Source organism: Marmoricola sp. Leaf446 (assembly GCF_001424755.1).
In the GTDB taxonomy this organism is placed as follows: Bacteria; Actinomycetota; Actinomycetes; order Propionibacteriales; family Nocardioidaceae; genus Marmoricola.
Map to the genome: position 1 here is coordinate 877,792 of NZ_LMRF01000001.1, position 23,109 is coordinate 900,900.

The window sequence follows — 23,109 nt, forward strand, 5'->3', positions numbered from 1 at the left end:
GGGGCCGCTCCGGGAGGCGGGACCGGCGACGGACCCGCCGTGCCCCAGTCACGCAAGTCGCCGTCCTCGCTGGGCGTCGCCCCCTACGGTGTAAGCATGTCGACCCCCGATGCGGTCTGCGACGTGGTGATCCCCTGCCGCGACGAGGCCCCCGCCCTGCCGGCCCTGCTGGCACTGGTCCCCGACGGCTTCCACGCCATCGTCGTGGACAACGGGTCGACCGACGACACCGCCGAGGTGGCCCGCGGCCTGGGCGCCACGGTCGTGCAGGAACCACGTCCCGGCTACGGCGCCGCCGTGCACGCCGGGCTCGAGGCGGCGACCGCCGACTACGTCGCGATCATCGACGGCGACGGGTCGATGGATCCCGCCCAGCTGGTCGGCCTGCTGACCGAGGTGCGCGAGGGGCGTGCCGACCTGGCCGTGGGCCGACGCCGTCCCGTCGCGCGCGGGGTCTGGCCCTGGCACGCCCGGGCCGGCAACGCGCTCGTGCTGTGGTGGTTGCGACGCCGCATCGGCCTCGCCGTCCACGACATCGCCCCGATGCGGGTCGCCCGCCGCGAGCAGCTGCTCGGGCTCGGCGTGGAGGACCGTCGCTTCGGCTACCCCGTCGAGCTGCTCCAGCGCGCCGGCCGCGCCGGGTGGCGGCTCAGCGAGCAGGACATCGACTACCACCCGCGCGCCGCCGGCACGAAGTCCAAGGTCTCGGGCTCCGTGGTCGGCACCGTGCGTGCCGCCCGCGACTTCGCGCGGGTGCTCACGTGAGCGCCCCGGTGACGGACGCCGCACCCGCGGTGGTGCTCGTGGTGGCCAAGGCTCCCGTGCCCGGCCGCGTGAAGACGCGCCTGGGCGCCAGCATCGGCATGGAGGCCGCGGCCGAGCTGGCGGCCGCCTCGCTGCTCGACACGCTGGCGGCGTGCGCCGCGGCGTACCCCGCCGGACGTCGGCACCTCGCGCTCGACGGCGACCTCGCCGAGGCCCGTCGCGGGCAGGAGCTGCGCGACGCGCTCGAGGGGTGGCAGGTGCACCCCCAGCGCGGCGACGGCCTGGCCGAGAAGCTCGGCGCGGCCCACGCCGACGTCGCGGCCGTGTCCGGCGGCCCCGTCGTCCAGGTCGGGATGGACACCCCCCACGCACCGGTCGAGACGCTGCAGGCAGCGGCCGACCTCCTCGTCGGCCCGGACGACGCGGTCCTGGGCCCCGCCCACGACGGCGGGTGGTGGCTGCTCGGCGTTGCCGGGCCCCACCTGCTCGTCCATCTCCCGGAGGTACCCATGTCCACCGACGCCACAGGAGCCGGCACGCTCGACGCGCTGGCCCGAGCCGGTGGTCACGTCCACCAGGTGGAGGCGCTGCGCGACGTCGACGAGCTCGACGACGCCTCGGCCGTGGCCCAGGCCGCACCGCAGAGCCGCTTCGCCCACGCCTTCGCCGCGCTCGGTGTCGACCCGGCGGTCGACCCGGGCGTCGAACCGGCGACCGAGGTGCCCGCGTGAGCACCGCCGAGTTCTACCCCGGCGCCGACGGCCTGGCCGCGGAGACCCTGACCGACGGGCACGCCCACGTCAGCTTCAGCGAGATCTTCGCCGACGCGCTGCGCGGCATCCCCTGCTCGGTCCGGGGCGTGTACGCCGAGGAGGAGCTGCTGCCCGTCCACAGCTGGCTGCGACCCGCCGACCGTGCCGACCGCGCCGTGCTGAGCCACTGCGAGGGCGCGACCATGGACGTCGGCTGCGGCCCGGGCCGGATGAGCGCCCACCTGCGCGAGCGCGGCCACGCCGTGCTCGCCGTCGACATCGTCCGCGAGGCCGTCGAGCAGGCCCGCCGCCGCGGCGTGCCCGCCCTGCGGCGCAACGTCTTCGACCCCATGCCCGGCGAGGGCCACTGGGACACCGTGCTGCTCGCCGACGGCAACATCGGCATCGGTGGCGAGCCGCACGCGCTGCTGCGTCGGTGTGCGGAGCTGCTGGGCCCGGGCGGCCGTCTCGTCGTCGACCTCGAGGCGCCCGGCACCGGCCTGAAGACGCACGAGGCGCGACTGGTCAGCGAGGGCCGCCGCACCTCGATCTTCCCGTGGGCGCAGGTCGGCGCGGACGCCGTCGAGCCCCTCGCACGCAAGGCCGGGCTCCAGGTGAGCCGGCTGCGCGAGCACCACGGCCGCTGGTTCGCCGTCCTGACGCCGTAGGCCCGGCCGTGCGCCTCCCCGTCCCGAGGGACACGTCGTTCACCTCGCCGCTGCGCGACGAGCGGCTCACCGCCCGGCTCGGGGTGTGGCTCGGCGCGTGCTTCGGGCTGTGCTTCCTCACCGGCCTGGTCAGCCACTGGTACTACCTGCCCGACCCCTGGTTCCTGCCGCCCACCCGCCCGGTGTGGGGCTACCGCCTCACCCAGGGCCTGCACGTCCTCAGCGGCATCGCGGCGATCCCGCTGCTGCTCGTCAAGCTCTGGAGCGTCTACCCGCGGCTGTTCGCTGGCCTGCCCCGGGGCGGCGTCCGGGCGCTGCTGCTCTCGGGCCTGGAGCGGCTCTCGATCGCGGTGCTGGTCGCCGCCTCGGTGTTCCAGCTCGTCGTCGGCCTCGCCAACTCCGCGCAGTGGTACCCCTGGGCGTTCTCCTTCCGCGCCACCCACTACGCCGGGGCCTGGATCGCCATCGGCGCGCTGGTGCTGCACGTCGCGGTCAAGCTGCCGGTCATCCGCCGGGCCTTCGGCTCGCCCGTCGACACCGACCTCCCCGAGCGCGCCGGGCCGGGTCGTCGCACGGTGCTCGGTGCCGCGCTCCTGGCCGCAGGCGTCGCGGTGCTGGCCAACGCGGGCGGCACCGTGCCGCTGCTGCGCCGGGTCTCGGTCCTCGCGGTCCGCACGGGGGAGGGCCCCCAGGGCGTCCCCGTCAACAAGTCGGCCGCCGCCGCGGGCGTCGAGGAGAGCGCACGCGACACCGGCTACCGGCTGACGGTCACGGGGCCCGACGGCGAGGTCAGCCTGAGCCGCGACGAGCTGGCCGGGCTCGAGCAGCACACCAGCGAGCTGCCCATCGCCTGCGTCGAGGGGTGGAGCGCCGGGGCCACCTGGTCCGGCGTACGGCTGGCGGAGCTGCTGGACCGCGTCGGCGCCCCGCAGGACGCCCAGGTGCGGGTCGTCTCGCTGCAGGAGTCCGGCTCGTTCCGGTCCACGGTGCTGCCGCCGGCCTTCGCCCGGGACGACCTGACCCTGCTGGCGCTGCGGCTCCACGGCGAGGACCTCGACCTCGACCACGGCTTCCCCTGCCGGCTGATCGCGCCCAACCGGCCCGGTGTGATGCAGACCAAGTGGGTCTCGCGCGTGGAGGTGGTCTGAGTGGCCCGGACCGCGCCGAGCGGCGAGCGGGTGCTGCAGGGGGTGGTCGGCGCCGTGGGCGTCGCCGCCGCGGCGTACGGCGGGCTGCTGCTGCTCGACCTCGACGGGCCAGACCTGCTCGACGCCCTGCTGTGGCTGGCCGGCGGCGTGGTGCTGCACGACGCCGTCGTCGCGCCGCTGACGGTGCTGGCGACGCTGGCGCTGCGCCGGGTGCTCCCGTCGCGCACCTGGACGGCGGTCACCGTCGGCCTGGTGGTCCTGCTCACGGTCACGGCGACCGCGGTGCCCGTGCTCGGTCGGTTCGGTGCGCGACCGGACAACCCGACGCTGCTCGACCGCGACTACACCTCGGGGTGGTTGCTCCTGGCCGGGGTCGTCGTGGTCGGCACCCTCGTGTGGAGCCTGCGGGCCCGCGGACGGGTCAGAGGAGCTGGTGGAGCAGCAGGCCCAGCGAGCCGACGATCGTCCCCGCCGCCGCGATGACCAGCGGTGCCCGTCGCTCCCGGTCGGCCTGGGGGGTGCGCGGCACGAGCGAGACCACCATCGCCACCAACGCCATCACGCCGACCAGCGAGCCCATCACGATCGGGATGCTCGGGGCGGTCGACTCCTCGGCGGTCGCACCGCCGACGGTGTAGCACAGCGACGACGTCAGCGCCGCGGTGATGATGGCCGGGAAGGGGAGCGGGCCGGCGCGCAGCTGCAGCACGGCGGCGGCGAGCAGCACGACCGAGGCCACCACGACCACCAGCGTCCCCAGTGACATCGCGTCCCCTTCCTCGTGCACCGACGGGTCCATGGTCTACACGATCGCCCCGGTCCGCGGGAGGACCGGGTCCGGTCCGGCGCCGGTGCGGGGCCGTCCGGCATGATCGCGGGCGTGAGGCACACCGAGTTCTGGACCCGGATGGACGCGGCGCTGGGGTCGGCGTACGCCCGCACCTGGGCCGACCAGCAGGTGCTGTCCGCGCTGGGCGGTCGCACCGTCACCGAGTCGCTGGACTCCGGCGAGGACGTGCGCGAGGTGTGGCGGGCGGTGTGGGCCGAGCTCGGCCTGCCGCCCCGCGACCGCTGAGCGAGGCGACGTTGCCGGCACCGGGGCCCGTTTGCCCAGACGTCATCGAACCGTGACGTCCCGGACCCTTCGCCGCGCCCGGGCCCGAGGTTAGGGTTCCCGGGTCCCACTCGGAGGATCTGGAGCCCACGTGTCGATGTCCACCTCGAAGCGGCGCCTGACCGGCGCCCTCGCGTCCGCCGCCGTCGCCCTGGGCGCACTGGCCCCGCTGGGTCTCGGCGCCTCGACCGCCGACGCGGCCCCGGTCGCCGCCAAGCCGGCCAAGCCCACGAAGCCCGCCAAGCCGGGCAAGCCCGCGAAGCCGGGGAAGCCCGACAAGCCGGGTCGCTACGTGCCGGTGCAGCTGCTGTCGTTCAACGACTTCCACGGCAACCTCGAGCCCCCGTCCGGGTCGGGCGGCCGCAACACCACCGGCTACACCCTCGCCGACCCCAAGGCCCCCGTCGCGCAGACCACCGACGCGGGTGGAGCGGAGTACCTCGCGACCCGGCTCGCCCAGGCCCGCGAGGGACACCCCCACAGCCTCACCGTGGCCGCCGGCGACCTCATCGGCGCCTCGCCGTTGCTCTCGGCCGCCTTCCACGACGAGCCGGCCGTGGAGTCGCTCAACAAGCTCGGCCTCGACGTCAGCGCCGTGGGCAACCACGAGTTCGACGAGGGCTACCAGGAGCTCCAGCGGATGGCGCGGGGCGGCTGCCTCGACGACGGCGCGGGCGAGGACAACCAGGACTCCTGCCCGGCCGGCACCTTCGCCGGGGCGGACTTCGACTACCTCGCGGCCAACGTGCGCTACGCCGGGAGCGACGAGACGATCCTCCCGCCGTACGCCGTGAAGCAGGTCGGCGCGGCCAAGATCGGCTTCATCGGCATGACGCTGGAGGAGACCCCCGACATCGTCACCGCCAGCGGCGTGGCCGGCCTCGAGTTCGACGACGAGGTCAAGGCGGCCAACGCGCTGGTCCCGGTGCTGCGCAAGCAGGGCGTCAACGCGGTGGTGGTGCTGATCCACCAGGGCGGCACCCCGAAGCCGCTGCAGCTCGGCAAGGACGCCGCCGGCAAGCCCTACTCCGTCGCGGCGCCCTACGACCACACCTGCGCCAAGGGCGGGAGCCTCGAGGACACCTCGCCGATCCTGCCGATCGCGAAGAACCTCGACCCGGCGATCGACATGGTCGTCTCCGGGCACACCCACAACCCCTACGTGTGCGACGTCAAGGACCCTGCCGGCCAGGACCGGCTGGTCACCTCGGCCTCGTCCTTCGGGCGCCTGGTCACCGAGACCAACCTGACCTACGACAAGGCCAGCAAGGACATCGTGCGGGCCAGCGTGGAGGGGACCAACCTCCAGGTGACGCGCGACGTGCCCAAGGACCGGGCGCAGACCGCGCTGATCGCGAAGTACAAGGAGCTGGTGCGGCCCATCGCCTCGCGGGTCCTCGGCACGATCGGCGCCGACGTCACCCGGACCGCGTCCAGCACCGGAGAGAGCGCCCTGGGCGACCTCATCGCCGACGCCCAGCTGGCCGACGACTCGGTGGTGACCGGGGGCGTCAGGCCCGTGATCGCCTTCATGAACCCCGGGGGGATCCGCGCGGACCTCACCCGCGACAAGCAGACCTACGGCGAGCAGGTGGGCGAGGTGACCTACGGCGAGGCCTTCGACGTCCAGCCGTTCAACAACTTCCTGGTCTCGATGACGCTCACCGGTCAGCAGGTCTACGACGTGCTGACCCAGCAGGTCACCGGGGCCAACCAGTCGGGCAAGAAGGTCCTGCAGGTCAGCGAGGGCTTCCAGTACCGCCTCGGCAGCACGGGCCCCGTGGACGGCAGCGTCACCCTGGGTGGGGTGCCGATCGACAAGGCCACGAGCTACCGCATCGTGACCAACAACTTCCTCGCCGACGGGGGAGACGGGTTCCCGGCCTTCAAGGGCGGGACGGGCGTCTACTACGGCGGTCTCGACATCGACGCGTTCGCCGACTACCTCGAGGGGAGCTCGCCCTACGTGCCGGCGACGCCGGACCGCATCCTCCCGGCGAGCTGACCCTCCCCGGAGCCTTCCCGGACACCTCGACCGCACCGCCAGCACGCCGGCCCGCCACCTCGGCGGGTCGGCGTGTTGCGTCGTGCATCGAACAGGTGTTCGTACTACCGTGGGACTCCACAGGCAGGGGTCGCGCCGTGGTTCTCCACAGGCCGGCAGCAGTCACCGACGTTGTCGGTGGTCGCGCCTAACGTCTGGCAGGACACGAGGTCGACCCGCGCCGCCCGGCGCGACGAGAGGTGAGGAAGTCCCATGGCTGCTGCCACGAACAACCGCGAGAAGGCGCTCGACGTCGCGCTGGCGTCCATCGAGAAGCAGTTCGGCAAGGGCTCGGTGATGCGGCTGGGCGACGAGACCCGCGCCCCGCTCGAGATCATCCCCACCGGTGCGATCTCGCTCGACATCGCGCTCGGTCTCGGTGGTCTGCCGCGCGGTCGCGTGGTCGAGATCTACGGTCCGGAGTCCTCGGGAAAGACGACCGTCGCGCTGCACGCCGTGGCCAACGCCCAGGCGGCCGGCGGCATCGTGGCCTTCATCGACGCCGAGCACGCGCTCGACCCCGACTACGCCCAGGCCCTCGGGGTCGACACCGACGCGCTGCTGGTCTCCCAGCCCGACTCCGGCGAGCAGGCGCTCGAGATCGCCGACATGCTGATCCGCTCCGGGGCGCTCGACCTCATCGTCATCGACTCCGTGGCGGCCCTGGTGCCCCGCGCCGAGATCGAGGGCGAGATGGGCGACAGCCACGTCGGCCTGCAGGCCCGGCTGATGAGCCAGGCGCTGCGCAAGATGACCGGTGCGCTCAACAACTCCGGCACCACCGCGATCTTCATCAACCAGCTGCGCGAGAAGATCGGCGTGATGTTCGGCTCGCCCGAGACCACGACCGGTGGTCGCGCGCTGAAGTTCTACTCCTCGGTCCGGCTCGACGTGCGTCGCATCGAGACGCTCAAGGACGGCACCGAGATGGTCGGCAACCGCACCCGCGTCAAGGTCGTGAAGAACAAGGTCGCCCCGCCGTTCAAGCAGGCCGAGTTCGACATCATGTACGGCAAGGGCATCAGCCGGGAGGGTGGCCTCATCGACGTCGGTGTCGAGGAGGGTCTCGTCCGCAAGGCCGGTGCTTGGTACACCTACGAGGGTGACCAGCTCGGTCAGGGCAAGGAGAACGCCCGCACCTTCCTGCGCGACAACCCCGACCTGGCCAACGAGATCGAGAAGAAGATCCTCGAGAAGCTCGGCATCGGCCCCCAGGTCGACGCCCCGGCCGAGCCCTTCGCCGCCGACGCTCCCGGCATCGACCCCGACGGCATCGACTTCTGACAGGCCGGCAGGTCGAGGAGCGACCCCCGCACCCGACGTAGGAGGGGGTGGGGGAGCGCGTCTCGAGACCCGGTGAGACGACGACCGCCCGCCACCACCGCTGACCCGGGAAGGTGCCCACGATGACGACCGGACGTCGCAGCAGGTCCCGCGACCGCTGGGGCCGGGAGCCCGCCGCTGACCTCGACACCGGCCCCGACGCGGACCCGGAGTCGGTGGCCCGCACGATCCTCCTCGACCAGCTCACCGGGCGGGCCCGCACCCGCGCCGAGCTGGCCGACAAGCTGGCGAGCAAGGGGGTGCCCGACGACGTCGGGCACCGCCTGCTCGACCGGTTCGAGGAGGTCGGGCTGGTCGATGACTCCGCCTTCGCCCGCGAGTGGGTCGAGCAGCGTCAGCGTGGACGTGGCCTCGCCCGTCGCGCCCTCGCTCAGGAGCTGCGCCGCAAGGGCGTCGACGACGAGGTCGCCCGCGAGGCCCTGGAGGAGGTCGACGGCGACGCCGAGGAGGCGTCGGCCCGTCGCCTGGTCCAGGCTCGGCTGCGCACCGTCGGCGGCCTCGACCGCGACCGCGCCACGCGTCGGCTGGTCGGGATGCTCGCCCGCAAGGGCCACTCCAGCTCGACGGCCTTCCGCGTGGTCCGCAGTGAGCTCGACGCCCTCGGGGCCTCCCGCGACGACGGGTTGGATGTGACCGACGGTGTGGACGTGACCGACGGGGCGGAGCAGCCTGATTGGTGACGTCCAGGGCGCCCGCGGCAGCCGGAGTCCGCGTCAGCTGACGCCGCTGGCGGCGGCGTCGCCGCCGACGGCGCTCTCGCCGATCAGGTAGGTCATGGTGGTCGTCTCGTCGGTGTCGAGGGTCCCCGCGCGCAGGGCGGCGCGGCCCCAGCTGCGCCACATGGTGCGGTAGGCCAGGGGGTTGTGGCTGTCCTCGGCGTAGGACCACAACCCGTCGTGCCCGTGCCGCAGCAGCGTCGTCGAGCACGCGGCGTGCACCGAGCCGTCCCCCGGGTCGCGCAGCACGTTGCGCAGCTCGAACACGACGCGGTCGTGGGCGGCGTCGAAGGACTGCCACACCACCTCGTGCCGGTCCAGCATCGTCCCCGGGAAGGTCGTCATCGAGGTGAGCACCCACCCACGGATGGCCTCACGACCGACCGCGTCGGGATGCCCGGCGCGCCGGTAGGTCGCGTCCTGCGTGAACAGGTCGGCGAACTCGCCCCAGCGGCCCGTCCGGGCGATCTCGTCGACCCGGGCACGGTAGTCCGTGAACGCCTGCTCGAGGTCGGACTGCTGCACGGGGGAGATCCAAGCAGACCCCGGCCCGGGGCGAGGGCACTCCCGAGGAGGTCGGCGGGATTTCGCCAGCCTGGTGCCTCCCGGCATCCCGGGGCCGCTCGTGGGGTACGACGGGACGTGGTGCGCATCGGGGTCTCGGGCTGGACCTACCGGGCCTGGCGGGGTGACTTCTACCCCGCGGGGCTGGTGCAGCGGCGCGAGCTGGCCTACATGGCCGAGCGGTTGACCTCGATCGAGGTCAACGGGTCGTTCTACTCCCTGCAGCGGCCCTCCAGCTGGGAGCGGTGGCGCGCCGAGGTGCCCGAGGGCTTCGTGTTCTCGGTCAAGGGCAGCCGGTTCGTGACGCACCTGCGCCGGCTGCGCGAGCCGCGGGTGCCGCTGGCCAACTTCTTCGCCCAGGGCCTGCTCGGCCTGGGTGACGCGCTGGGTCCGGTGCTGTGGCAGCTGCCGGCCACCCAGGCCTGGGACGAGCAGCTGGTGGGGGAGTTCCTCGACCTGCTGCCCCGCACGACCGGCGAGGCGCTCGAGCTCGCGCAGCAGCACGACGACAAGGTGCGCGGCGACCGGCTGTGGTCGGGCGAGGTCGTCGACCGCCCGCTGGTGCACGTCCTCGAGCCCCGCCACCACGGGTTCGCCGCTCCCGGGGCGCTGCAGCAGCTCGACGAGGCGGGGGTGGGGCTGGTGGTGGCGGACTCCGCCTCGAAGTTCCCCCGCTTCGAGCAGGCGCAGGGCCCCGTCGTCTACGTGCGCCTGCACGGAGACGTCGACCTCTACGTGAGCGGCTACGGCGAGGAGGCCCTCGACGCCTGGGCCGAGCGGATCCGCGGGTGGACCGCCGACGGGCGCGAGGCCTACGTCTACTTCGACAACGACGCCAAGGGCCACGCCCCGTGGGACGCGTTGCGGCTGATCGAGCGGCTCGGGCGACCCCCGGGCCTGGAGGACCGGCACGGGTCCTAGAGTCCGCAGGCATGAGCCGCGTCCTCGACCTGCACCGCACCAGCACCTCGCTGCCCCTGGTGGGCCCCCTCGTGGGCGAGCGGTTGTTCTCCTTCGCCTTCAGCCAGGTCGCGCCGTACTTCTGGAGCATCCGGCCGCGGTTCACCGTGATCGAGCCCAATCACGCCGAGGTCGTGATCCGCAAGCGTCGTGCGGTGAAGAACCACATCGGCACGGTGCACGCCATCGCGCTCTGCAACGGGCTGGAGGCGGCGATGGGCGTGCTGGCCGAGGCGAGCATCCCGGCCGACAAGCGGTGGATCCCCAAGGGCATGGAGGTCAGCTACACCGCCAAGGCGACGAGCGACATCACCTGCCACGCCGACACCGACCCGGCCCGGTGGACCGGCGACGACCCGGACGTCCCGGTGCACGTCAAGGGCGTCCGCTCCGACGGCACGGTCGTCATCGAGGGCGTCATCCGGCTCTGGGTCACGCCCAAGCGCTAGGCCGGGCCGGTCCTCAGACGGTCCCCGCGCCGGCGCCGGAACCCACGCCCACCGCGCCGACACGCGTGACGTCGAGCGGGTTGCGCTCGCCGACGTAGCGCTTCTGGACCCAGGTGGCCAGCAGCGTCAGCGCCAGGCACATCAGGATGTAGAGCGCCGCGGTGACGAAGATGGCCGGCACCTGGTTGTTGAACTGCAGGTAGATCAGCCGGGTCACCGCCGTCAGGCCGGGCGCCGCGACGGCGTACCCGAGGCTGGTGTCCTTGAGCGCCACCACGCACTGGCTGATGATCGAGGGCAGCATGATCTTGACCGCCTGGGGCAGCAGGATCAGGTTGGTGACCTGGTTCTTGCTCATCCCCAGGGCGTACGCCGCCTCGGACTGCCCCTTCGGCACCGCGACGATGCCCGCGCGGAACACCTCGGCCAGCACCGACCCGTTGTAGAGCGTCAGCGCCACCACGACGCTCCAGTAGGCGCCGGACTCGCCCCGGGTGACCCCGAAGGTGAAGAAGACCAGGATCATCATCAGCAGGGCCGGGACGGCGCGGAAGAACTCCACCACGACCGCCGCCGGCACCGAGATCCACCGGCGGTCGGCGAGCTTGGCCACCCCGAGGACGAGACCGAACACGAGCGCGCCGACGACGGCGCTGGCCGCCATCTTCAAGGTCGTGAGTACGCCGTCGACCAGGATGACCTCGACGTAGCGGGGGGTGATGAAGACCTCCCACAGGTCGTAGTCGAACTGGCCCTTCTGCTGCAGCCGCAGCAGGACGAGCGCGACGATCCCCAGGAGGACGAGGCTGACCAGGACGGTGTACAGCCGGTGGCGCCGGACGGTGCGGGGACCGGGGGCGTCGTACAGGACCGAGGCGCTCATCAGGCGACCCTCCAGCGGCGTTCGAGGCGGTTGGCCACGAAGGACACCGCGAGGACGAGCACGACGAAGAGCAGGGCGAAGGTGAGGAAGACGCCGTAGCGCTGGGTGGGGTCGTCGTTGGTGAAGGACCGCATCCGCGCGAAGGCCTCGAAGACGCCGAACGCCCCGGCCACGGTGGTGTTCTTCAGCAGGGCGATCAGCACGCTGGCCAGCGGCGGGACCGAGGCCCGCACCGCCTGCGGCAGGATCACCTGGCGCATCACGCCGCCGAAGGGCAGCCCGATCGCCCGGGCCGCCTCGGCCTGACCGAGCGGGACGGCGTTGATGCCCGAGCGCAGCGCCTCGCACACGAAGGCCGAGGTGTAGACGCTCAGCGCGACCACCGCGGCCGTGAACAGGTTGTCGAGGTTGACGCCGCCGAAGGTGAGGTCGATGACGTCGTAGGTGATGCCGATCTTGGGCGCCGCGAACCGGAAGAAGAGCAGCACGAGCAGCAGCGGGGTGTTGCGCACCAGGCTGACGTACGTCGCACCCGCGGCGCGCAGCACGGCGACCGGTCCGACCCGCATCGCGGCCAGCAGGGTGCCGCCGACCACCGACAGCACGGCCGAGACAGCGAACAGCACGAGCGTGGTGGCGAACGCGCGGACCACGAGGTCGAGGTTCTCCAGGACGATCGTCACCGGCGCCCTCCCTTCGGTTCGAGCGACGCGCCCGGGGTGACCGTCGAGGTCACCCCGGGCGCGGCTGCGGGTGGGTCAGGCCTGGCAGTCGTCGAGCTTCGGGGGCTCGGGCGTCTCGACGTCCTCGCCGCCCAGCGTGGCCTCGAACGCCTCGGCCCAGGAGCCGTCGTCGAAGGACTTCTGCAGGGTCTCGTTGATGAACTCGCACATCTCCGGGGTGTCCTTGGAGTAGCCCACGCCGATGCGCTCCTCGGAGAACGGCTCGCCGACGACCTTGAGCTCGCCCTCGTTCTGGGCGGCCAGGCCCAGCAGGATCGAGCCGTCGGTGGAGACCGCGTCGACGTTGCCGTTGAGCACGTCGTCGGTGCACTGCGAGTAGTTGTCGGCCGGGGTCGGCACGGCGCCCTCGGCCTCGATGTTCTCCAGCGAGGTCGACCCCTGGGCGGCGCAGACCTTCTTGCCCTTGAGGTCGGCGATGCCGGTCACGTCGCTGTCGGCCTTGACGAGCACCTGCTGCCCGGTGAGCAGGTAGGGCCCGGTCTGACCGACGATCTGACGACGCTCGGGCGTGATGGAGTACGACGCGAGCACCAGGTCGACGCGGTCGGACTGCAGGTAGGGCTCCCGGTTGTCCGAGACCGTCTCCTCCCAGGTGACCTTGTCCGACTCGGGGTCGATGCCGAGCGCGGCCACGATCAGCTTGGCCACCTCGACGTCGAAGCCGGTGGGCACGTCGGACGCCGCGTCCTTGAAGCCCAGGCCGGGCTGGTCGAACTTGACCCCGACGGTGATCTCGCCCGCCTCGGCGAGCTCCTTCATCTTGGTGCCGTCCTCGAAGTTGTCGGCGGCGTTCTCGACCGCGTCGACGTCGGAGGAGGTGCCGGACTCCTCGCCGGCGTTGCCGCCGCACGCGCTGAGCGCGAGGGCGAGGCCGGCGGTCGCGAGGACCGCCCTGTTCCGTGTGAACCGCATGTGCTTCTCCTTTGTCCGGGCCGGTGACCCGATCCCTGTCCGGTGGTGTGGAAGTGCAGCTGTCCCGAGCTCTGGGGACGCCGGCCGCGTGGGCCGGGCGTCAGTGGGTGAGGATCTTGCCGAGGAAGTCCTTGGCGCGCGGCGACTGCGGCCGCGTGAAGAACTCCTCGGGGGTGTTCTCCTCCACGATCGCCCCGTCGGCCATGAACACGACCCGGTCGGCGGCGGTGCGGGCGAACCCCATCTCGTGGGTGACCACGATCATGGTCATGCCCTGCTTGGCGAGGTCGACCATGACGTCGAGGACCTCGGAGATCATCTCCGGGTCCAGCGCCGACGTCGGCTCGTCGAAGAGCATCGCCTTGGGCTCCATGGCCAGGGCGCGGGCGATGGCGACGCGCTGCTGCTGGCCGCCGGAGAGCTGGGCGGGGTACTTCTCGGCCTGGTGGCCCACCCCGACCCGGTCCAGCAGCTCGCGGCCGCGCTTCTCGGCGTCGGCCTTGCTCTTGCCGCGCACCTTGATCGGACCGAGGGTGACGTTCTCCAGGATCGTCTTGTGGGCGAAGAGGTTGAAGCTCTGGAACACCATGCCGACCTCGGAGCGCAGCGCGGCGAGGGCCTTGCCCTCCTGCGGCAGCTCCTGGCCGTCGAGGGTGATGCGGCCCTTGTCGATGGTCTCGAGCCGGTTGATGGTGCGGCACAACGTCGACTTGCCCGACCCCGAGGGCCCGATCACGACGACCACCTCGCCCTTGGCGACGGAGAGCCGGATGTCCTGGAGGACGTGCAGCTGGCCGAACCACTTGTCGACGTGGTCGAGGACGATCAGGGGCTCGGGCATGGCCGCACCCTAGGGGGAGGGTGGGGTCGAGTCGAGCGGACCGGGTGGCGCGTGCCGCATCGCGACCCGTTCGTGACCTGGGCCGCGACGCTCGTCACTCCGTCCGTGCGGACGTTTCGCCGGACCCGCGCAGGGCACAGCAGAGGTGTCCGCTGCGCGTCACCCGAGCACGAGGAGAGCAACCACGATGAGCACCCTGGTCGGCAGCCTGGTCCGCGGCACGGTGAGGACGGCGTACGGCGCCGCCCGCCACCCGATCGCCACCGCCTCGCAGGCGGTGGGGCTCGCCACGGACGTGGTGCGCCTGGGCGTGGGCGTGGTGCACGGCCGCATCCCCGGCTCGCCGCCCGAGCAGCGGCCCGCCACGCGGCCGAGCACCCAGCGTCCCGCCGGGGACCCCGGGGACGCGCGCGCGACCGGCACCGCGGCCTCCACCAGCCCGGCCTCCGACCCGGCCCGGGCCGCGGAGTCGCGGCCGACCACCTCGCGCGACGCCGCGCCCGCCGCTCCGGCCGCGCCGGCCGCGCCGACCGGCGCGCCGGTCGAGCCGGTGACCGACGCCCCGGGCGAGCCCGAGGCCAGTGCGCCGCCCCGGATCCCCACGCCCGACGAGATCGCCGTCCGCGCGGCCGGACCGATGCCGGGCGCCCCCGGCGAGGCGTTCTCCACCGAGCCCAAGGTGGCCAGCCGCGAGGTCGAGCACGGCGGGAGCGCCACCGGCGACCGCGAGGCCGTCGACGGCTTCCTGGAGGACATGGAGGCCGGCGAGCCCGAGTCGCCGGTCGACGCCATCGGCTCCACGACCGGCACTCCCGAGCCCGGCGCCGAGGCGGCCGTGCTCTCCGAGGCCGAGACGCTCCAGCGCGGGGCGGAGCGCAACCCGGGGGAGTGACCCGCCGCGACGACGGCCCGTACCCTGGGTGACTGTCATGGCTGAGCAACGCACCTACGAGGTCCGCACCTACGGGTGCCAGATGAACGTCCACGACTCCGAGCGGCTCACCGGGCTGCTGGAGACGGCCGGCTACACCGCCGCCCCGGCGGGCGCCGAGCCGGCCGACGTGGTCGTGCTCAACACCTGCGCGGTGCGCGAGAACGCCGACAACAAGCTCTACGGCAACCTCGGTCACCTCGCCTCGGTCAAGAAGAAGCGGCCGGGGATGCAGATCGCGGTCGGGGGCTGCCTGGCCCAGAAGGACCGCGCCACCATCACCGACAAGGCTCCCTGGGTCGACGTCGTCTTCGGCACCCACAACATCGGCTCGCTGCCGGTGCTGCTGGAGCGGGCCCGGGTGGCCGAGGAGGCCCAGGTCGAGATCCTGGAGTCCCTCGACGTCTTCCCGTCCACGCTGCCCACCAAGCGCGAGTCGGCGTACGCCGCCTGGGTCTCGGTCTCGGTCGGGTGCAACAACACCTGCACCTTCTGCATCGTCCCGGCGCTGCGCGGCAAGGAGAAGGACCGCCGCCCCGGCGACGTCCTCGCCGAGGTCGAGGCGCTGGTCGCCGAGGGCGTCAGCGAGGTCACCCTGCTGGGGCAGAACGTCAACGCCTACGGCGTGGAGTTCGGCGACCGCCAGGCGTTCTCCCGGCTGCTCCGCGCCTGCGGTGAGGTCGAGGGCCTGGAGCGGGTGCGGTTCACCTCTCCCCACCCGGCAGAGTTCACCGACGACGTCATCGAGGCGATGGCGCAGACCCCCAACGTGATGCCGTCGCTGCACATGCCGCTGCAGTCGGGCTCCGACCGGGTGCTCCGGGCGATGCGGCGCTCCTACCGGCAGTCCCGCTACCTCGGCATCATCGAGCGGGTGCGGGCCGCGATGCCCGACGCCGCGATCACCACCGACATCATCGTGGGCTTCCCCGGCGAGACCGAGGAGGACTTCCAGGACACGCTCGAGGTCGTCCGGCGGGCGCGGTTCTCCAGCGCCTTCACCTTCCAGTACTCCAAGCGCCCCGGCACCCCCGCCGCCGTGCTCGAGGAGCAGGTGCCCAAGGCCGTGGTCCAGGACCGCTACGAGCGGCTGGTCGCCCTCGTCGACGAGGTCGCCTGGGCCGAGAACCGTGCCCTCGAGGGCCGGGTCGTGGAGCTGATGGTCGCCGAGGGGGAGGGCCGCAAGGACGCGGCCACCCGACGCCTCACCGGCCGGGCGCGCGACAACCGGCTGGTGCACTTCACGCCACTGGCGGTCGACGGCACGCCGCTCGAGGTCCGTCCCGGCGACGTCGTCGAGGTCGTCGTGTCGTACGCCGCACCGCACCACCTGGTCGCGGACGGTCCCGTGAGGTCCGTACGCCGCACCCGCGCCGGCGACGCCTGGGAGGCGAGGACCGCCGCACCGGCCACCGCGACACCGGGGGTCTCGCTCGGCCTGCCGACCATCGGGGTGCCCGCCCCGCTGCCGCCGCTGGTCGACGGCTGCCGCTGAGGGCGTCGGCTCAGCGTCGCCGGGCCACCACGACCGCGCAGACGGGCTCCCAGCCCAGCGTCAGGTAGAGCCGCCGACCCTCGTCGGAGGCCACCAGGACGCCTCGGTCGGCACCGGCCTCCACGGCGGCATCGCCGAGCAGGCCCATCACGACCGAGCCGAGCCCACGGCGTCGGTGGGCGGCCACGGTCGAGATCCGGTCGGGGACGGCGACCGCCCGCACCAGCCCGACCTGGCCCCACGCGGCCGGTGAGCCGTGGGGGGCGGTGATCCCCACCTCGGCGCGGTGGGGTCCCGGGCGTGAGGTCGTCGCGGTGTAGCCGGGCGGGAGGGGCGCCGCGGGCGACGCGGCCAGCGACCGGGTCATCAGCCACTCGGGCACGTCGGCCGTGGCCAGCCCGTGCTCCGCGAGCCGGTCGGCGACCCGGCCGGGGTCGGTCGTGGGCACGGTGACCCAGGGGTCGCGCTCGTCCCACGAGGCCCGCGCCGCGACGTCGGTGCGGCGGGGGTGGCGGTCGGCGTCGAGCACGAGCAGCTCGACCTCGCGACCCGGGGCCCCGACCGGGGTCCGCAGCACGCCCTCGGCGACCTCCTCGGCGGGCGGGAGGTCGCGCGAGCAGGCCCACCCGGCGACCCACGCGCGCACCACGTCGGGCGGCGGCGGGGCCGGACGGGCGCGGGCCGTGCTGGGACGGGTCAGACGGGCGGCTCGTCCTCGACGTGCTCCTCGGACTCGTCGACGTCCTCGGGGGCGTCGATCTCGTCCGGCACCTGGTCCTCCTCGACCTGGGCCGAGCGCGGCTGGTCGGGGGTCGCGGGTGGCTGGTCGTCGGTGTCGACGCGCGGGGCGTCCGCGGGGCCGCCGGGTGCGAAGTCGGGCGCCGGGTCGGTGGTGGGCTCGGGGGCGGGCGAGAGGTCGCCGTCGGAGGAGCTCACCGGTCGCGACCCGGGGTGCCGTCGCCCTGCGGGCCGGTGGGGGCCTTGGGGTCCTTCTTGGCGGTGGGCGTCGAGGGGCTGCTGGGGCCGGCGGGGTGGTCGGTGCCGCGGGTCGGGCCGGCACCGCTGCCCACCCCGGTGCCGGTGGTTCCGGCGGTGCCCGTGACGGGACCGGTCGGCGTCGTGGGGCCGTCGGGGCCGCGGCCCCCGAGGTCGTCGTTGCGGCCGTCGAGGTTGTCCAGGCCCTGCTTGGCGCGGGCGACGCCCTGGCTGATCTTGTCGGTGTGCTTGCCGCCGGTCTTCTTGTCCACGGCGGCGGCGGCCTTGTCGAGGCCCTGGTTGATCTTGTCGCCGTGCTTGTCCACGGCGTCGGACAGCTTCTTCTTGGCATCGTCCATGAAGCCCATGGCGTCCTCCTGGGTCTCGGTGTCTCGGTGTCTCGGGGTCTGCGGGATGGCGGGTGCGGGCCGCGACGTGCCGGCGCGTCGGTCACGGCGTACCCGCCTGGCCTGCGTCCAACCTAGCGGGCGAGACTAGGCCGGTGACCGCTCCTGCGCTGCCCGTCGTGGCGGTCGTCGGCGCGACCGCGGCCGGCAAGAGCGACCTGGCCCTCGACCTGGCCCTGGACCTCGGCGGCGAGGTGGTCAACACCGACTCGATGCAGCTCTACCGCGGCATGGACATCGGCACCGCCAAGCTGCCGGAGGCCGAGCGGCGCGGCGTGCGCCACCACCTGCTCGACGTGCTCGAGGTGACCGAGTCGGCCACGGTGGCGCAGTTCCAGCAAGAGGCCCGCGCTGCGATCGCGGACTGCCACGCGCGCGGGGTGGTGCCGGTGCTGGTCGGCGGCTCGGCGCTCTACACCCGGGCGGTGCTCGACCGGTTCGAGTTCCCGGGCACCGACCCGCAGGTGCGGGCCCGGCTGGAGGCGGAGCTGGCCGAGCGGGGTCCGCACTCGCTGCACGACCGGCTGGCCGAGGTCGACCCGGCGGCGGCGGCGCAGGTGCTGCCGAGCAACGGCCGGCGCGTCGTACGGGCGCTGGAGGTCGTGGAGATCACCGGCCGGCCGTTCGCGGCCACCCTCCCCGTCCACGAGTACGCCGCCCCGGCGACCGTGCAGGTCGGCGTCGACGTCGACCGTGGGCTGCTGGAGGAGCGGATCGCCACCCGGGTCGACCGGATGTGGCAGGCGGGCCTGGTGGCCGAGGTGCAGGAGCTTCTCGGCCGCGGCCTCCGCGAGGGGCGTACGGCGCACCGCGCGCTCGGCTACCGCCAGGTGCTCGCCGCCCTCGACGGCGAGATCACCGAGGCGCAGGCCCGCGAGCAGACGGTGACCGGCACCCGCCGGTTCGCCCGGCGCCAGGACAGCTGGTTCCGCAAGGACGACCGGGTGGTGTGGGTGGCCCACGACGACCCGCAGCGGCTGGAGCGCGCCCGGGCGGCCGTGCACGCCCTCGGCGACGGGTGAGCCGGCCGGTGCCCACGGGCACGGGCGAGGGCGTGGGCGGCCGCGGCGGCGTACGGTCCGGACATGACGACGACGACCACCCCGACCCCGGACGGGTGGAGCGAGGTCACCGACGTCGAGAGCCTGACGGCGATCGTCGGTGAGCCCGGCCCCCGCGCCCGCGACAAGGTGCGCCACGCGCTGACCGAGCTCGACGTGGCGTGGCTGGACTCCTCGCCGTTCTGCGTGCTGGCCACCTCGGCCGCCGACGGCGGGGGGCTGGACGCCTCGCCCAAGGGCGACCCCGCCGGCCGGCTGGTGCACGTGATCGACGAGCGCACCATCGCGATCGCGGAGCGACCCGGCAACCGGCGCGTCGACGGCTACCGCAACGTGCTGGAGAACCCCCGGGTCGGGCTGCTGTTCCTGATCCCGGGCCGCGGCGACACGCTGCGCGTCAACGGCCGCGCCCGGCTGGTGAGCGACGCGCCGTTCTTCGACGACCTCGAGGTGAAGGGGCACCGGCCGGTGCTGGCCCTGGTCGTGGAGGTCGAGGAGCTGTTCCACCACTGCGCCAAAGCGTTCCTGCGCGCGCAGCTGTGGGAGCCGGGGTCGTGGGACCCCGAGGCCGTGGTGCCGCGGCGGGCGGTCGTCGCCCAGCGGCTGGAGCGGCCCGAGGACACCGTCGACGAGCTCGACGCCTACTACGGCCCGTCCTACGCCGACCAGCTCTACTCGTCGTGACAGGATCCCTGAGCGTGAACGAGTACTCCTTCGTCAAGGGCCACGGCACCGAGAACGACTTCGTGCTCGTCCCCGACGCCGGCGGGAAGCACGAGCTGCAGCCGGGGCAGGTCGCGCTGCTGTGCGACCGCCGCGCCGGCCTCGGCGCCGACGGCGTGATCCGCGTGGTGCGCACCGACGCCACCGACGACCCGGCCGCGGTCGCGGCGCGCGGCGAGGCGACGTGGTTCATGGACTACCGCAACGCCGACGGGTCGCTCTCGGAGATGTGCGGCAACGGCATCCGCGTGCTCGGTCGCTTCCTGGCCACCCACGCCGACGTCGACGCCCGCGGCCCGCTGCCGATCGCGACCCGCGCCGGCACCAAGGTGCTGACCTTCGCCGACGGCGACCCGCTGGGCGAGATCACCGTCGACATGGGCGCCCCCGCGCTGCTCGGCGAGACCACGGTCAGCGTCGGCGACCGCTCCTGGCCGGCCGTCCACGTCTCGATGGGCAACCCCCACGCGGTCGCCTTCGTGGACTCCCTCGACGACGCCGGCCCGCTGACGACCGCGCCCGGCCACGACGAGGGCACCTACCCCGACGGCGTCAACGTCGAGTTCGTCGTGCGCCGCGGCGAGCACCACCTCGCCGTCCGCGTCCACGAGCGTGGCTCCGGGGAGACCCGCTCCTGCGGCACCGGCGCCTGCGCGGTCGCCGTGGCGGCGGCGGTCGCCGACGGGGCCGAGCGCGGCACGGCGTACACCGTCGACCTGCCGGGCGGCACGCTCCGCCTGGTTTGGACCGAGGACGACCGCGTCCTGATGACCGGCCCCGCCGTCCTTGTCGCGGAGGGCCTCACCGCGCTCTGAGGGGCGGCTCCGACCCCCCTGGGCGCAGGTGCGCGCCGCTCCCTAGGATCCGGCGCATGGACATCAACGGAGCCAGTGCGATCGTCACGGGTGCGGCGTCGGGGATCGGCGCGGCCGTCGCCCGGCAGCTCGCCGAGCGGGGCGCCCACGTCGTCGTCGCGGACATCGACCAGGAGAAGGGCGAGGCGCTCGCCGCCGAGATCGGCGGCGTCTTCGCGCCGGTCGACGTCACCCGCACCGAGCAGATCGAGGCCGCGATCGAGGAGGCCGAGAAGCTCGGCCCGCTGCGGCTGCTGGTCAACTCCGCCGGCATCGGGTGGGCGCAGCGCACCGTGGGCCGCGACGGCACCTACGCCTCGGCCGCCGACCTGGAGGCGTTCTCCAAGGTGGTCCGGATCAACCTGATCGGCACCTTCGACTGCATCCGGCTCGTCGGCACCGCGATCTCCCGCACCGAGCCGACCGCGTCCGGCGAGCGGGGCGCGATGGTCAACCTCGCCAGCGTCGCCGCCTTCGACGGCCAGATCGGGCAGGCGGCGTACTCCGCCTCCAAGGGCGGCGTCGTGGGTCTGACGCTCCCGGTCGCGCGCGACCTCGCCGCGGTCGGCATCCGGCTCAACACCGTGGCGCCCGGCCTGATCGACACCCCGATCTACGGCGAGGGCGAGGCCTCGGAGGCGTTCAAGGCCAAGCTCGGCGAGAGCGTGCTGTACCCCAAGCGCCTGGGCAAGCCCGAGGAGCTGGCGAGCATGGTGGTGGAGTGCCTGACCAACTCCTACATGAACGGCGAGACCGTCCGCGTCGACGGCGGCATCCGGATGCCCCCCAAGTAGGCCCACCGTTCACCCGGGCGTGGCGCAGGGGTCACCGCGGCGGGGTGGGCTGGAGCGCATGACCTCTCGGCCCTCCCTCTCCCGTCGTCACCTGCTGGCCGGCTCGGCCGGCGTCGTGGCCGCCGGCGCGCTGTCCCGACCCACCGGCGCGGTGGCGTCCCGCACGGCGCCCGGCCAGCTCCGCACCCGGCTGGCGCTGCCCGACGGCGTGCAGACCGGTGACGTCACCAGCCGCTCGGCGGTGCTGTGGTCCCGGGCCTCGGGGGAGGGGCGGCTGGTGGCCCGGGTCGGCAGCGGCCGTTCCTCGCGCGTCGTACGAGGTCCGTGGGCGACGCCCGACACCGACCTCACCGCCCGGATCGAGCTCGAGGGGCTCGCGCCCGGTCGGGCCTACGACGCCGCGCTGTGGTTCGAGGGCCCCGACGGCACCCGCGGCGAGGTCGGTCGGGCCCGGTTCAGCACCGGCGACCGCCGCCCCGCGGCCACGTCGTTCGTCTGGACCGGCGACACCGCGGGCCAGGGGTGGGGGATCAACCCCGACCTCGGCGGGATGACGGCGTACGCCGCGATGCACGCCACCCGCCCCGACTTCTTCGTCCACGCCGGCGACACCATCTACGCCGACGGCCCGATCGCCGAGCGCGTGGTGGAGCCCGACGGCCAGGTCTGGCGCAACCTGGTCACGCCCGAGGTCTCCAAGGTCGCCGAGACGCTGCGCGAGTTCCGCGGCCGGCACCGCTACAACCTGATGGACGCCAACGTCCGCGCGTTCTACGCCGACACCCCCGTCGTGGCGCAGTGGGACGACCACGAGACGGTCAACAACTGGTGGCCCGGGGAGGTCCTCGACGACGCGCGCTACACCGAGCGCCGCGTCGACGTGCTGGCCGCCCGCGCCCGTCGCGCGTGGCAGGAGTACCAGCCGATCGCCACCGGCGCCGCGCGCGGCCGCGGGCGCAGCGGCTTCGCCGAGGCCCGGATCTACCGCAGGATCGAGCGCGGTGCCCACCTCGACGTGTTCTGCCTCGACATGCGCACCCACAAGTCGCCCAACACCGCCGGGCTCGAGCCGCGCGAGACCCCGGTGCTGGGGCGCGAGCAGGCCGAGTGGCTGGTCCGGGAGGTACGCCGCTCCCGCGCCACCTGGAAGGTGATCAGCGCCGACCTGCCGCTGGGCCTCGTGGTGCCCGACGGCGCCGCCCAGGAATCGGTCTCCAACGGCGACCCCGGCGCGCCGCTCGGCCGCGAGCTCGAGCTGGCGCGCGTGCTCAGCGGCCTCAAGGGCGTGCCGGGCGTGCTGTGGATCACCGCCGACGTGCACTACTGCGCCGCCCACCACTACAGCCCCGAGCGGGCGACCTCCACCGACTTCGACCCGTTCTGGGAGGTCGTGGCCGGCCCGATCAACGCCGGCACCTTCGGCCCGAGCCGGCTCGACGGCACCTTCGGGCCGCGACAGGTCTTCGCCCGGGCGGCGGACTACCCCAACCAGTCGCCGCGCGGTGGCAACCAGTTCTTCGGCCACGTCGACATCGCCCGGTCGGGCCTGCTCACGGTCTCGCTGCGCGACGCGCGCGGCACGGTGCTCTGGACGCGCGACCTCGAGCCGGGCCAGCCGGCGACCGAGTAGCCGGCCTCAGACCCCGTGGCGGGGGTTGCGGTCCGGGTCGTGGGGGTGGCTCTCGACCGGGTCGGGCTGGACGTCGGGCCGGCCGTCGCGCGAGGACTGCTCGGGCAGCGGCTCGCCGTCCTCGCCGCGCTCGGGTCCGTCGTCGGTGTGGGTCGGCGCCGAGTCGTAGGTGACGCCGGTGTCCTTGCCGCGGATCGCCCCGGTGCGCTCGCTGCTCACGCCCATGCCGCCGGCGAGGCCCTCGGGGCTGTCGGCGTTGGGGTCGGACTCGGTGGGCTCGGTGACGGGGGTGGCCGGGGTCTCGGGGTTCTCGCTCACGGTGGCTCCTCGGTGGTC

General features: G+C 73.7%; 28 protein-coding genes. 18 read left to right on the top strand and 10 right to left on the bottom strand.

The genetic code is table 11. From position 1 onward, the window contains the following. Window positions 1-96 precede the first annotated feature (96 nt). Genes ASG49_RS04055 through ASG49_RS04075 form a run of 5 tightly spaced genes read left to right on the top strand, consistent with a single transcriptional unit; the run spans window position 97 to window position 3,816 of the window. Window positions 97-765: a glycosyltransferase family 2 protein gene (locus tag ASG49_RS04055; RefSeq protein WP_056537376.1), complete on the top strand. Its 669-nt coding sequence runs from the start codon at window positions 97-99 to the stop codon at window positions 763-765. After that, window positions 762-1,496, top strand: coding sequence for a DUF2064 domain-containing protein (locus ASG49_RS04060; protein WP_235561897.1), 735 nt, complete (start codon window positions 762-764; stop codon window positions 1,494-1,496). The genes ASG49_RS04055 and ASG49_RS04060 overlap by 4 nt, the downstream gene beginning before the upstream one ends. Continuing rightward, window positions 1,493-2,185: a bifunctional 2-polyprenyl-6-hydroxyphenol methylase/3-demethylubiquinol 3-O-methyltransferase UbiG gene (locus ASG49_RS04065; RefSeq protein ID WP_156384170.1), complete on the top strand. Its 693-nt coding sequence runs from the start codon at window positions 1,493-1,495 to the stop codon at window positions 2,183-2,185. Before ASG49_RS04060 ends, ASG49_RS04065 begins: the two co-directional genes overlap by 4 nt. Before the next feature lie 8 nt (window positions 2,186-2,193). Further along, window positions 2,194-3,333 (top strand): molybdopterin-dependent oxidoreductase, encoded by a 1,140-nt coding sequence (locus ASG49_RS04070; RefSeq protein WP_200936192.1) that lies wholly within the window; start codon window positions 2,194-2,196, stop codon window positions 3,331-3,333. Continuing rightward, complete coding sequence (locus tag ASG49_RS04075; protein ID WP_056537380.1) at window positions 3,334-3,816, top strand: hypothetical protein; 483 nt, start codon at window positions 3,334-3,336, stop codon at window positions 3,814-3,816. It begins immediately after the preceding gene. Here ASG49_RS04075 and ASG49_RS04080 read toward each other — a convergent pair. Further along, window positions 3,755-4,099, bottom strand: coding sequence for a hypothetical protein (locus ASG49_RS04080; RefSeq protein ID WP_156384171.1), 345 nt, complete (start codon window positions 4,097-4,099; stop codon window positions 3,755-3,757). The two genes, ASG49_RS04075 and ASG49_RS04080, sit on opposite strands and share 62 nt — an antisense overlap. A gap of 114 nt (window positions 4,100-4,213) precedes the next feature. Here ASG49_RS04080 and ASG49_RS04085 point away from each other — a divergent pair, with 114 nt between their 5' ends. From ASG49_RS04085 to ASG49_RS04100, 4 genes are all read left to right on the top strand, one after another. Continuing rightward, a complete protein-coding gene (locus tag ASG49_RS04085) occupies window positions 4,214-4,408 on the top strand; it encodes a DUF3046 domain-containing protein (protein WP_056539754.1) in 195 nt (64 codons plus the stop codon). A 136-nt stretch (window positions 4,409-4,544) separates the two neighbouring features. Next, a complete protein-coding gene (locus ASG49_RS04090) occupies window positions 4,545-6,452 on the top strand; it encodes a bifunctional UDP-sugar hydrolase/5'-nucleotidase (protein WP_056539757.1) in 1,908 nt (635 codons plus the stop codon). 252 nt (window positions 6,453-6,704) lie between these two features. After that, window positions 6,705-7,775, top strand: a complete 1,071-nt coding sequence (recA, locus tag ASG49_RS04095) for a recombinase RecA (RefSeq protein WP_056537384.1) — start codon at window positions 6,705-6,707, stop codon at window positions 7,773-7,775. Window positions 7,776-7,897: 122 nt separating this feature from the next. Then, the gene (locus tag ASG49_RS04100; RefSeq protein ID WP_056537386.1) at window positions 7,898-8,515 is read left to right on the top strand and encodes a regulatory protein RecX; all 618 of its coding nucleotides are present in this window, start codon (window positions 7,898-7,900) and stop codon (window positions 8,513-8,515) included. 33 nt (window positions 8,516-8,548) lie between these two features. Here ASG49_RS04100 and ASG49_RS19245 read toward each other — a convergent pair whose 3' ends face one another. Further along, on the bottom strand, window positions 8,549-9,076 hold the full coding sequence (locus tag ASG49_RS19245) for a nuclear transport factor 2 family protein (RefSeq protein ID WP_056537387.1): 528 nt from the start codon (window positions 9,074-9,076) through the stop codon (window positions 8,549-8,551). Window positions 9,077-9,193: 117 nt separating this feature from the next. Here ASG49_RS19245 and ASG49_RS04110 point away from each other — a divergent pair, with 117 nt between their 5' ends. Together ASG49_RS04110 and ASG49_RS04115 are read left to right on the top strand one after the other, a co-directional pair. After that, window positions 9,194-10,036, top strand: coding sequence for a DUF72 domain-containing protein (locus tag ASG49_RS04110; protein WP_056537389.1), 843 nt, complete (start codon window positions 9,194-9,196; stop codon window positions 10,034-10,036). 11 nt (window positions 10,037-10,047) lie between these two features. Continuing rightward, window positions 10,048-10,524, top strand: a complete 477-nt coding sequence (locus ASG49_RS04115; RefSeq protein WP_056537392.1) for a hotdog fold domain-containing protein — start codon at window positions 10,048-10,050, stop codon at window positions 10,522-10,524. Between the two features lie 13 nt (window positions 10,525-10,537). On the opposite strand, the gene ASG49_RS04120 is transcribed toward ASG49_RS04115, so the two are convergent. From ASG49_RS04120 to ASG49_RS04135, 4 genes are all read right to left on the bottom strand, one after another. Continuing rightward, a complete protein-coding gene (locus tag ASG49_RS04120; RefSeq protein ID WP_056537394.1) occupies window positions 10,538-11,407 on the bottom strand; it encodes an amino acid ABC transporter permease in 870 nt (289 codons plus the stop codon). Then, window positions 11,407-12,090 carry an amino acid ABC transporter permease gene (locus tag ASG49_RS04125; RefSeq protein ID WP_056537396.1) on the bottom strand — a complete coding sequence of 228 codons (684 nt, stop codon included), beginning with the start codon at window positions 12,088-12,090 and terminating at the stop codon, window positions 11,407-11,409. Before ASG49_RS04125 ends, ASG49_RS04120 begins: the two co-directional genes overlap by 1 nt. A gap of 75 nt (window positions 12,091-12,165) precedes the next feature. Beyond that, window positions 12,166-13,062 carry a glutamate ABC transporter substrate-binding protein gene (locus tag ASG49_RS04130; protein ID WP_056537399.1) on the bottom strand — a complete coding sequence of 299 codons (897 nt, stop codon included), beginning with the start codon at window positions 13,060-13,062 and terminating at the stop codon, window positions 12,166-12,168. A 100-nt stretch (window positions 13,063-13,162) separates the two neighbouring features. Next, a complete protein-coding gene (locus ASG49_RS04135) occupies window positions 13,163-13,903 on the bottom strand; it encodes an amino acid ABC transporter ATP-binding protein (RefSeq protein WP_056537401.1) in 741 nt (246 codons plus the stop codon). 187 nt (window positions 13,904-14,090) lie between these two features. Here ASG49_RS04135 and ASG49_RS04140 point away from each other — a divergent pair, with 187 nt between their 5' ends. Together ASG49_RS04140 and miaB are read left to right on the top strand one after the other, a co-directional pair. Continuing rightward, window positions 14,091-14,795 carry a hypothetical protein gene (locus ASG49_RS04140; RefSeq protein ID WP_056537404.1) on the top strand — a complete coding sequence of 235 codons (705 nt, stop codon included), beginning with the start codon at window positions 14,091-14,093 and terminating at the stop codon, window positions 14,793-14,795. A 37-nt stretch (window positions 14,796-14,832) separates the two neighbouring features. Beyond that, window positions 14,833-16,329, top strand: coding sequence for a tRNA (N6-isopentenyl adenosine(37)-C2)-methylthiotransferase MiaB (miaB, locus tag ASG49_RS04145; RefSeq protein ID WP_056537406.1), 1,497 nt, complete (start codon window positions 14,833-14,835; stop codon window positions 16,327-16,329). Window positions 16,330-16,339: 10 nt separating this feature from the next. Here miaB and ASG49_RS18490 read toward each other — a convergent pair whose 3' ends face one another. From ASG49_RS18490 to ASG49_RS19510, 3 genes are read right to left on the bottom strand one after another with little or no spacing between them, the layout of a single operon-like run. Then, on the bottom strand, window positions 16,340-16,978 hold the full coding sequence (locus ASG49_RS18490; RefSeq protein ID WP_056537408.1) for a GNAT family N-acetyltransferase: 639 nt from the start codon (window positions 16,976-16,978) through the stop codon (window positions 16,340-16,342). Between the two features lie 47 nt (window positions 16,979-17,025). After that, window positions 17,026-17,265: a hypothetical protein gene (locus ASG49_RS18495; protein WP_056537411.1), complete on the bottom strand. Its 240-nt coding sequence runs from the start codon at window positions 17,263-17,265 to the stop codon at window positions 17,026-17,028. Next, window positions 17,262-17,672, bottom strand: a complete 411-nt coding sequence (locus ASG49_RS19510) for an antitoxin (protein WP_156384174.1) — start codon at window positions 17,670-17,672, stop codon at window positions 17,262-17,264. The genes ASG49_RS18495 and ASG49_RS19510 overlap by 4 nt, the downstream gene beginning before the upstream one ends. A 134-nt stretch (window positions 17,673-17,806) precedes the next feature. On the opposite strand from ASG49_RS19510, the gene miaA reads away from it, so the two are divergent. The 5 genes from miaA (at window position 17,807) to ASG49_RS04185 (ending at window position 22,773) form a co-directional block, all read left to right on the top strand. After that, window positions 17,807-18,733 (top strand): tRNA (adenosine(37)-N6)-dimethylallyltransferase MiaA, encoded by a 927-nt coding sequence (gene miaA, locus ASG49_RS04165; RefSeq protein WP_056537414.1) that lies wholly within the window; start codon window positions 17,807-17,809, stop codon window positions 18,731-18,733. 63 nt (window positions 18,734-18,796) lie between these two features. Continuing rightward, window positions 18,797-19,456, top strand: coding sequence for an MSMEG_1061 family FMN-dependent PPOX-type flavoprotein (locus ASG49_RS04170; protein WP_056537417.1), 660 nt, complete (start codon window positions 18,797-18,799; stop codon window positions 19,454-19,456). Between the two features lie 14 nt (window positions 19,457-19,470). After that, complete coding sequence (gene dapF / locus ASG49_RS04175) at window positions 19,471-20,310, top strand: diaminopimelate epimerase (protein ID WP_200936193.1); 840 nt, start codon at window positions 19,471-19,473, stop codon at window positions 20,308-20,310. 56 nt (window positions 20,311-20,366) lie between these two features. Continuing rightward, window positions 20,367-21,143, top strand: a complete 777-nt coding sequence (locus ASG49_RS04180) for an SDR family oxidoreductase (protein ID WP_056537420.1) — start codon at window positions 20,367-20,369, stop codon at window positions 21,141-21,143. A 58-nt stretch (window positions 21,144-21,201) separates the two neighbouring features. After that, entirely contained in the window at window positions 21,202-22,773 is a 1,572-nt protein-coding gene (locus ASG49_RS04185; protein WP_056537423.1) for an alkaline phosphatase, read from the top strand. A gap of 6 nt (window positions 22,774-22,779) precedes the next feature. Here the strand turns inward: ASG49_RS04185 and ASG49_RS04190 are convergent, their stop codons facing one another. Continuing rightward, complete coding sequence (locus ASG49_RS04190; RefSeq protein WP_056537426.1) at window positions 22,780-23,091, bottom strand: hypothetical protein; 312 nt, start codon at window positions 23,089-23,091, stop codon at window positions 22,780-22,782. Window positions 23,092-23,109 lie beyond the last annotated feature (18 nt).

Bases quoted from the DNA above. Each gene is read 5' to 3' on its own strand.
- ASG49_RS04115 (WP_056537392.1), top strand. From the start codon at position 10,048: ATGAGCCGCGTCCTCGACCTGCACCGCACCAGCACCTCGCTGCCCCTG.
- ASG49_RS04135 (WP_056537401.1), bottom strand. From the start codon at position 13,903: ATGCCCGAGCCCCTGATCGTCCTCGACCACGTCGACAAGTGGTTCGGC.
- ASG49_RS04185 (WP_056537423.1), top strand. From the start codon at position 21,202: ATGACCTCTCGGCCCTCCCTCTCCCGTCGTCACCTGCTGGCCGGCTCG.
- ASG49_RS04100 (WP_056537386.1), top strand. From the start codon at position 7,898: ATGACGACCGGACGTCGCAGCAGGTCCCGCGACCGCTGGGGCCGGGAG.
- ASG49_RS04055 (WP_056537376.1), top strand. From the start codon at position 97: ATGTCGACCCCCGATGCGGTCTGCGACGTGGTGATCCCCTGCCGCGAC.
- ASG49_RS04170 (WP_056537417.1), top strand. From the start codon at position 18,797: ATGACGACGACGACCACCCCGACCCCGGACGGGTGGAGCGAGGTCACC.
- ASG49_RS04120 (WP_056537394.1), bottom strand. From the start codon at position 11,407: ATGAGCGCCTCGGTCCTGTACGACGCCCCCGGTCCCCGCACCGTCCGG.
- ASG49_RS04130 (WP_056537399.1), bottom strand. From the start codon at position 13,062: ATGCGGTTCACACGGAACAGGGCGGTCCTCGCGACCGCCGGCCTCGCC.
- recA (WP_056537384.1), top strand. From the start codon at position 6,705: ATGGCTGCTGCCACGAACAACCGCGAGAAGGCGCTCGACGTCGCGCTG.
- ASG49_RS04140 (WP_056537404.1), top strand. From the start codon at position 14,091: ATGAGCACCCTGGTCGGCAGCCTGGTCCGCGGCACGGTGAGGACGGCG.
- ASG49_RS04080 (WP_156384171.1), bottom strand. From the start codon at position 4,099: ATGTCACTGGGGACGCTGGTGGTCGTGGTGGCCTCGGTCGTGCTGCTC.
- miaB (WP_056537406.1), top strand. From the start codon at position 14,833: ATGGCTGAGCAACGCACCTACGAGGTCCGCACCTACGGGTGCCAGATG.
- ASG49_RS04090 (WP_056539757.1), top strand. From the start codon at position 4,545: ATGTCCACCTCGAAGCGGCGCCTGACCGGCGCCCTCGCGTCCGCCGCC.
- ASG49_RS04180 (WP_056537420.1), top strand. From the start codon at position 20,367: ATGGACATCAACGGAGCCAGTGCGATCGTCACGGGTGCGGCGTCGGGG.
- ASG49_RS19510 (WP_156384174.1), bottom strand. From the start codon at position 17,672: ATGGGCTTCATGGACGATGCCAAGAAGAAGCTGTCCGACGCCGTGGAC.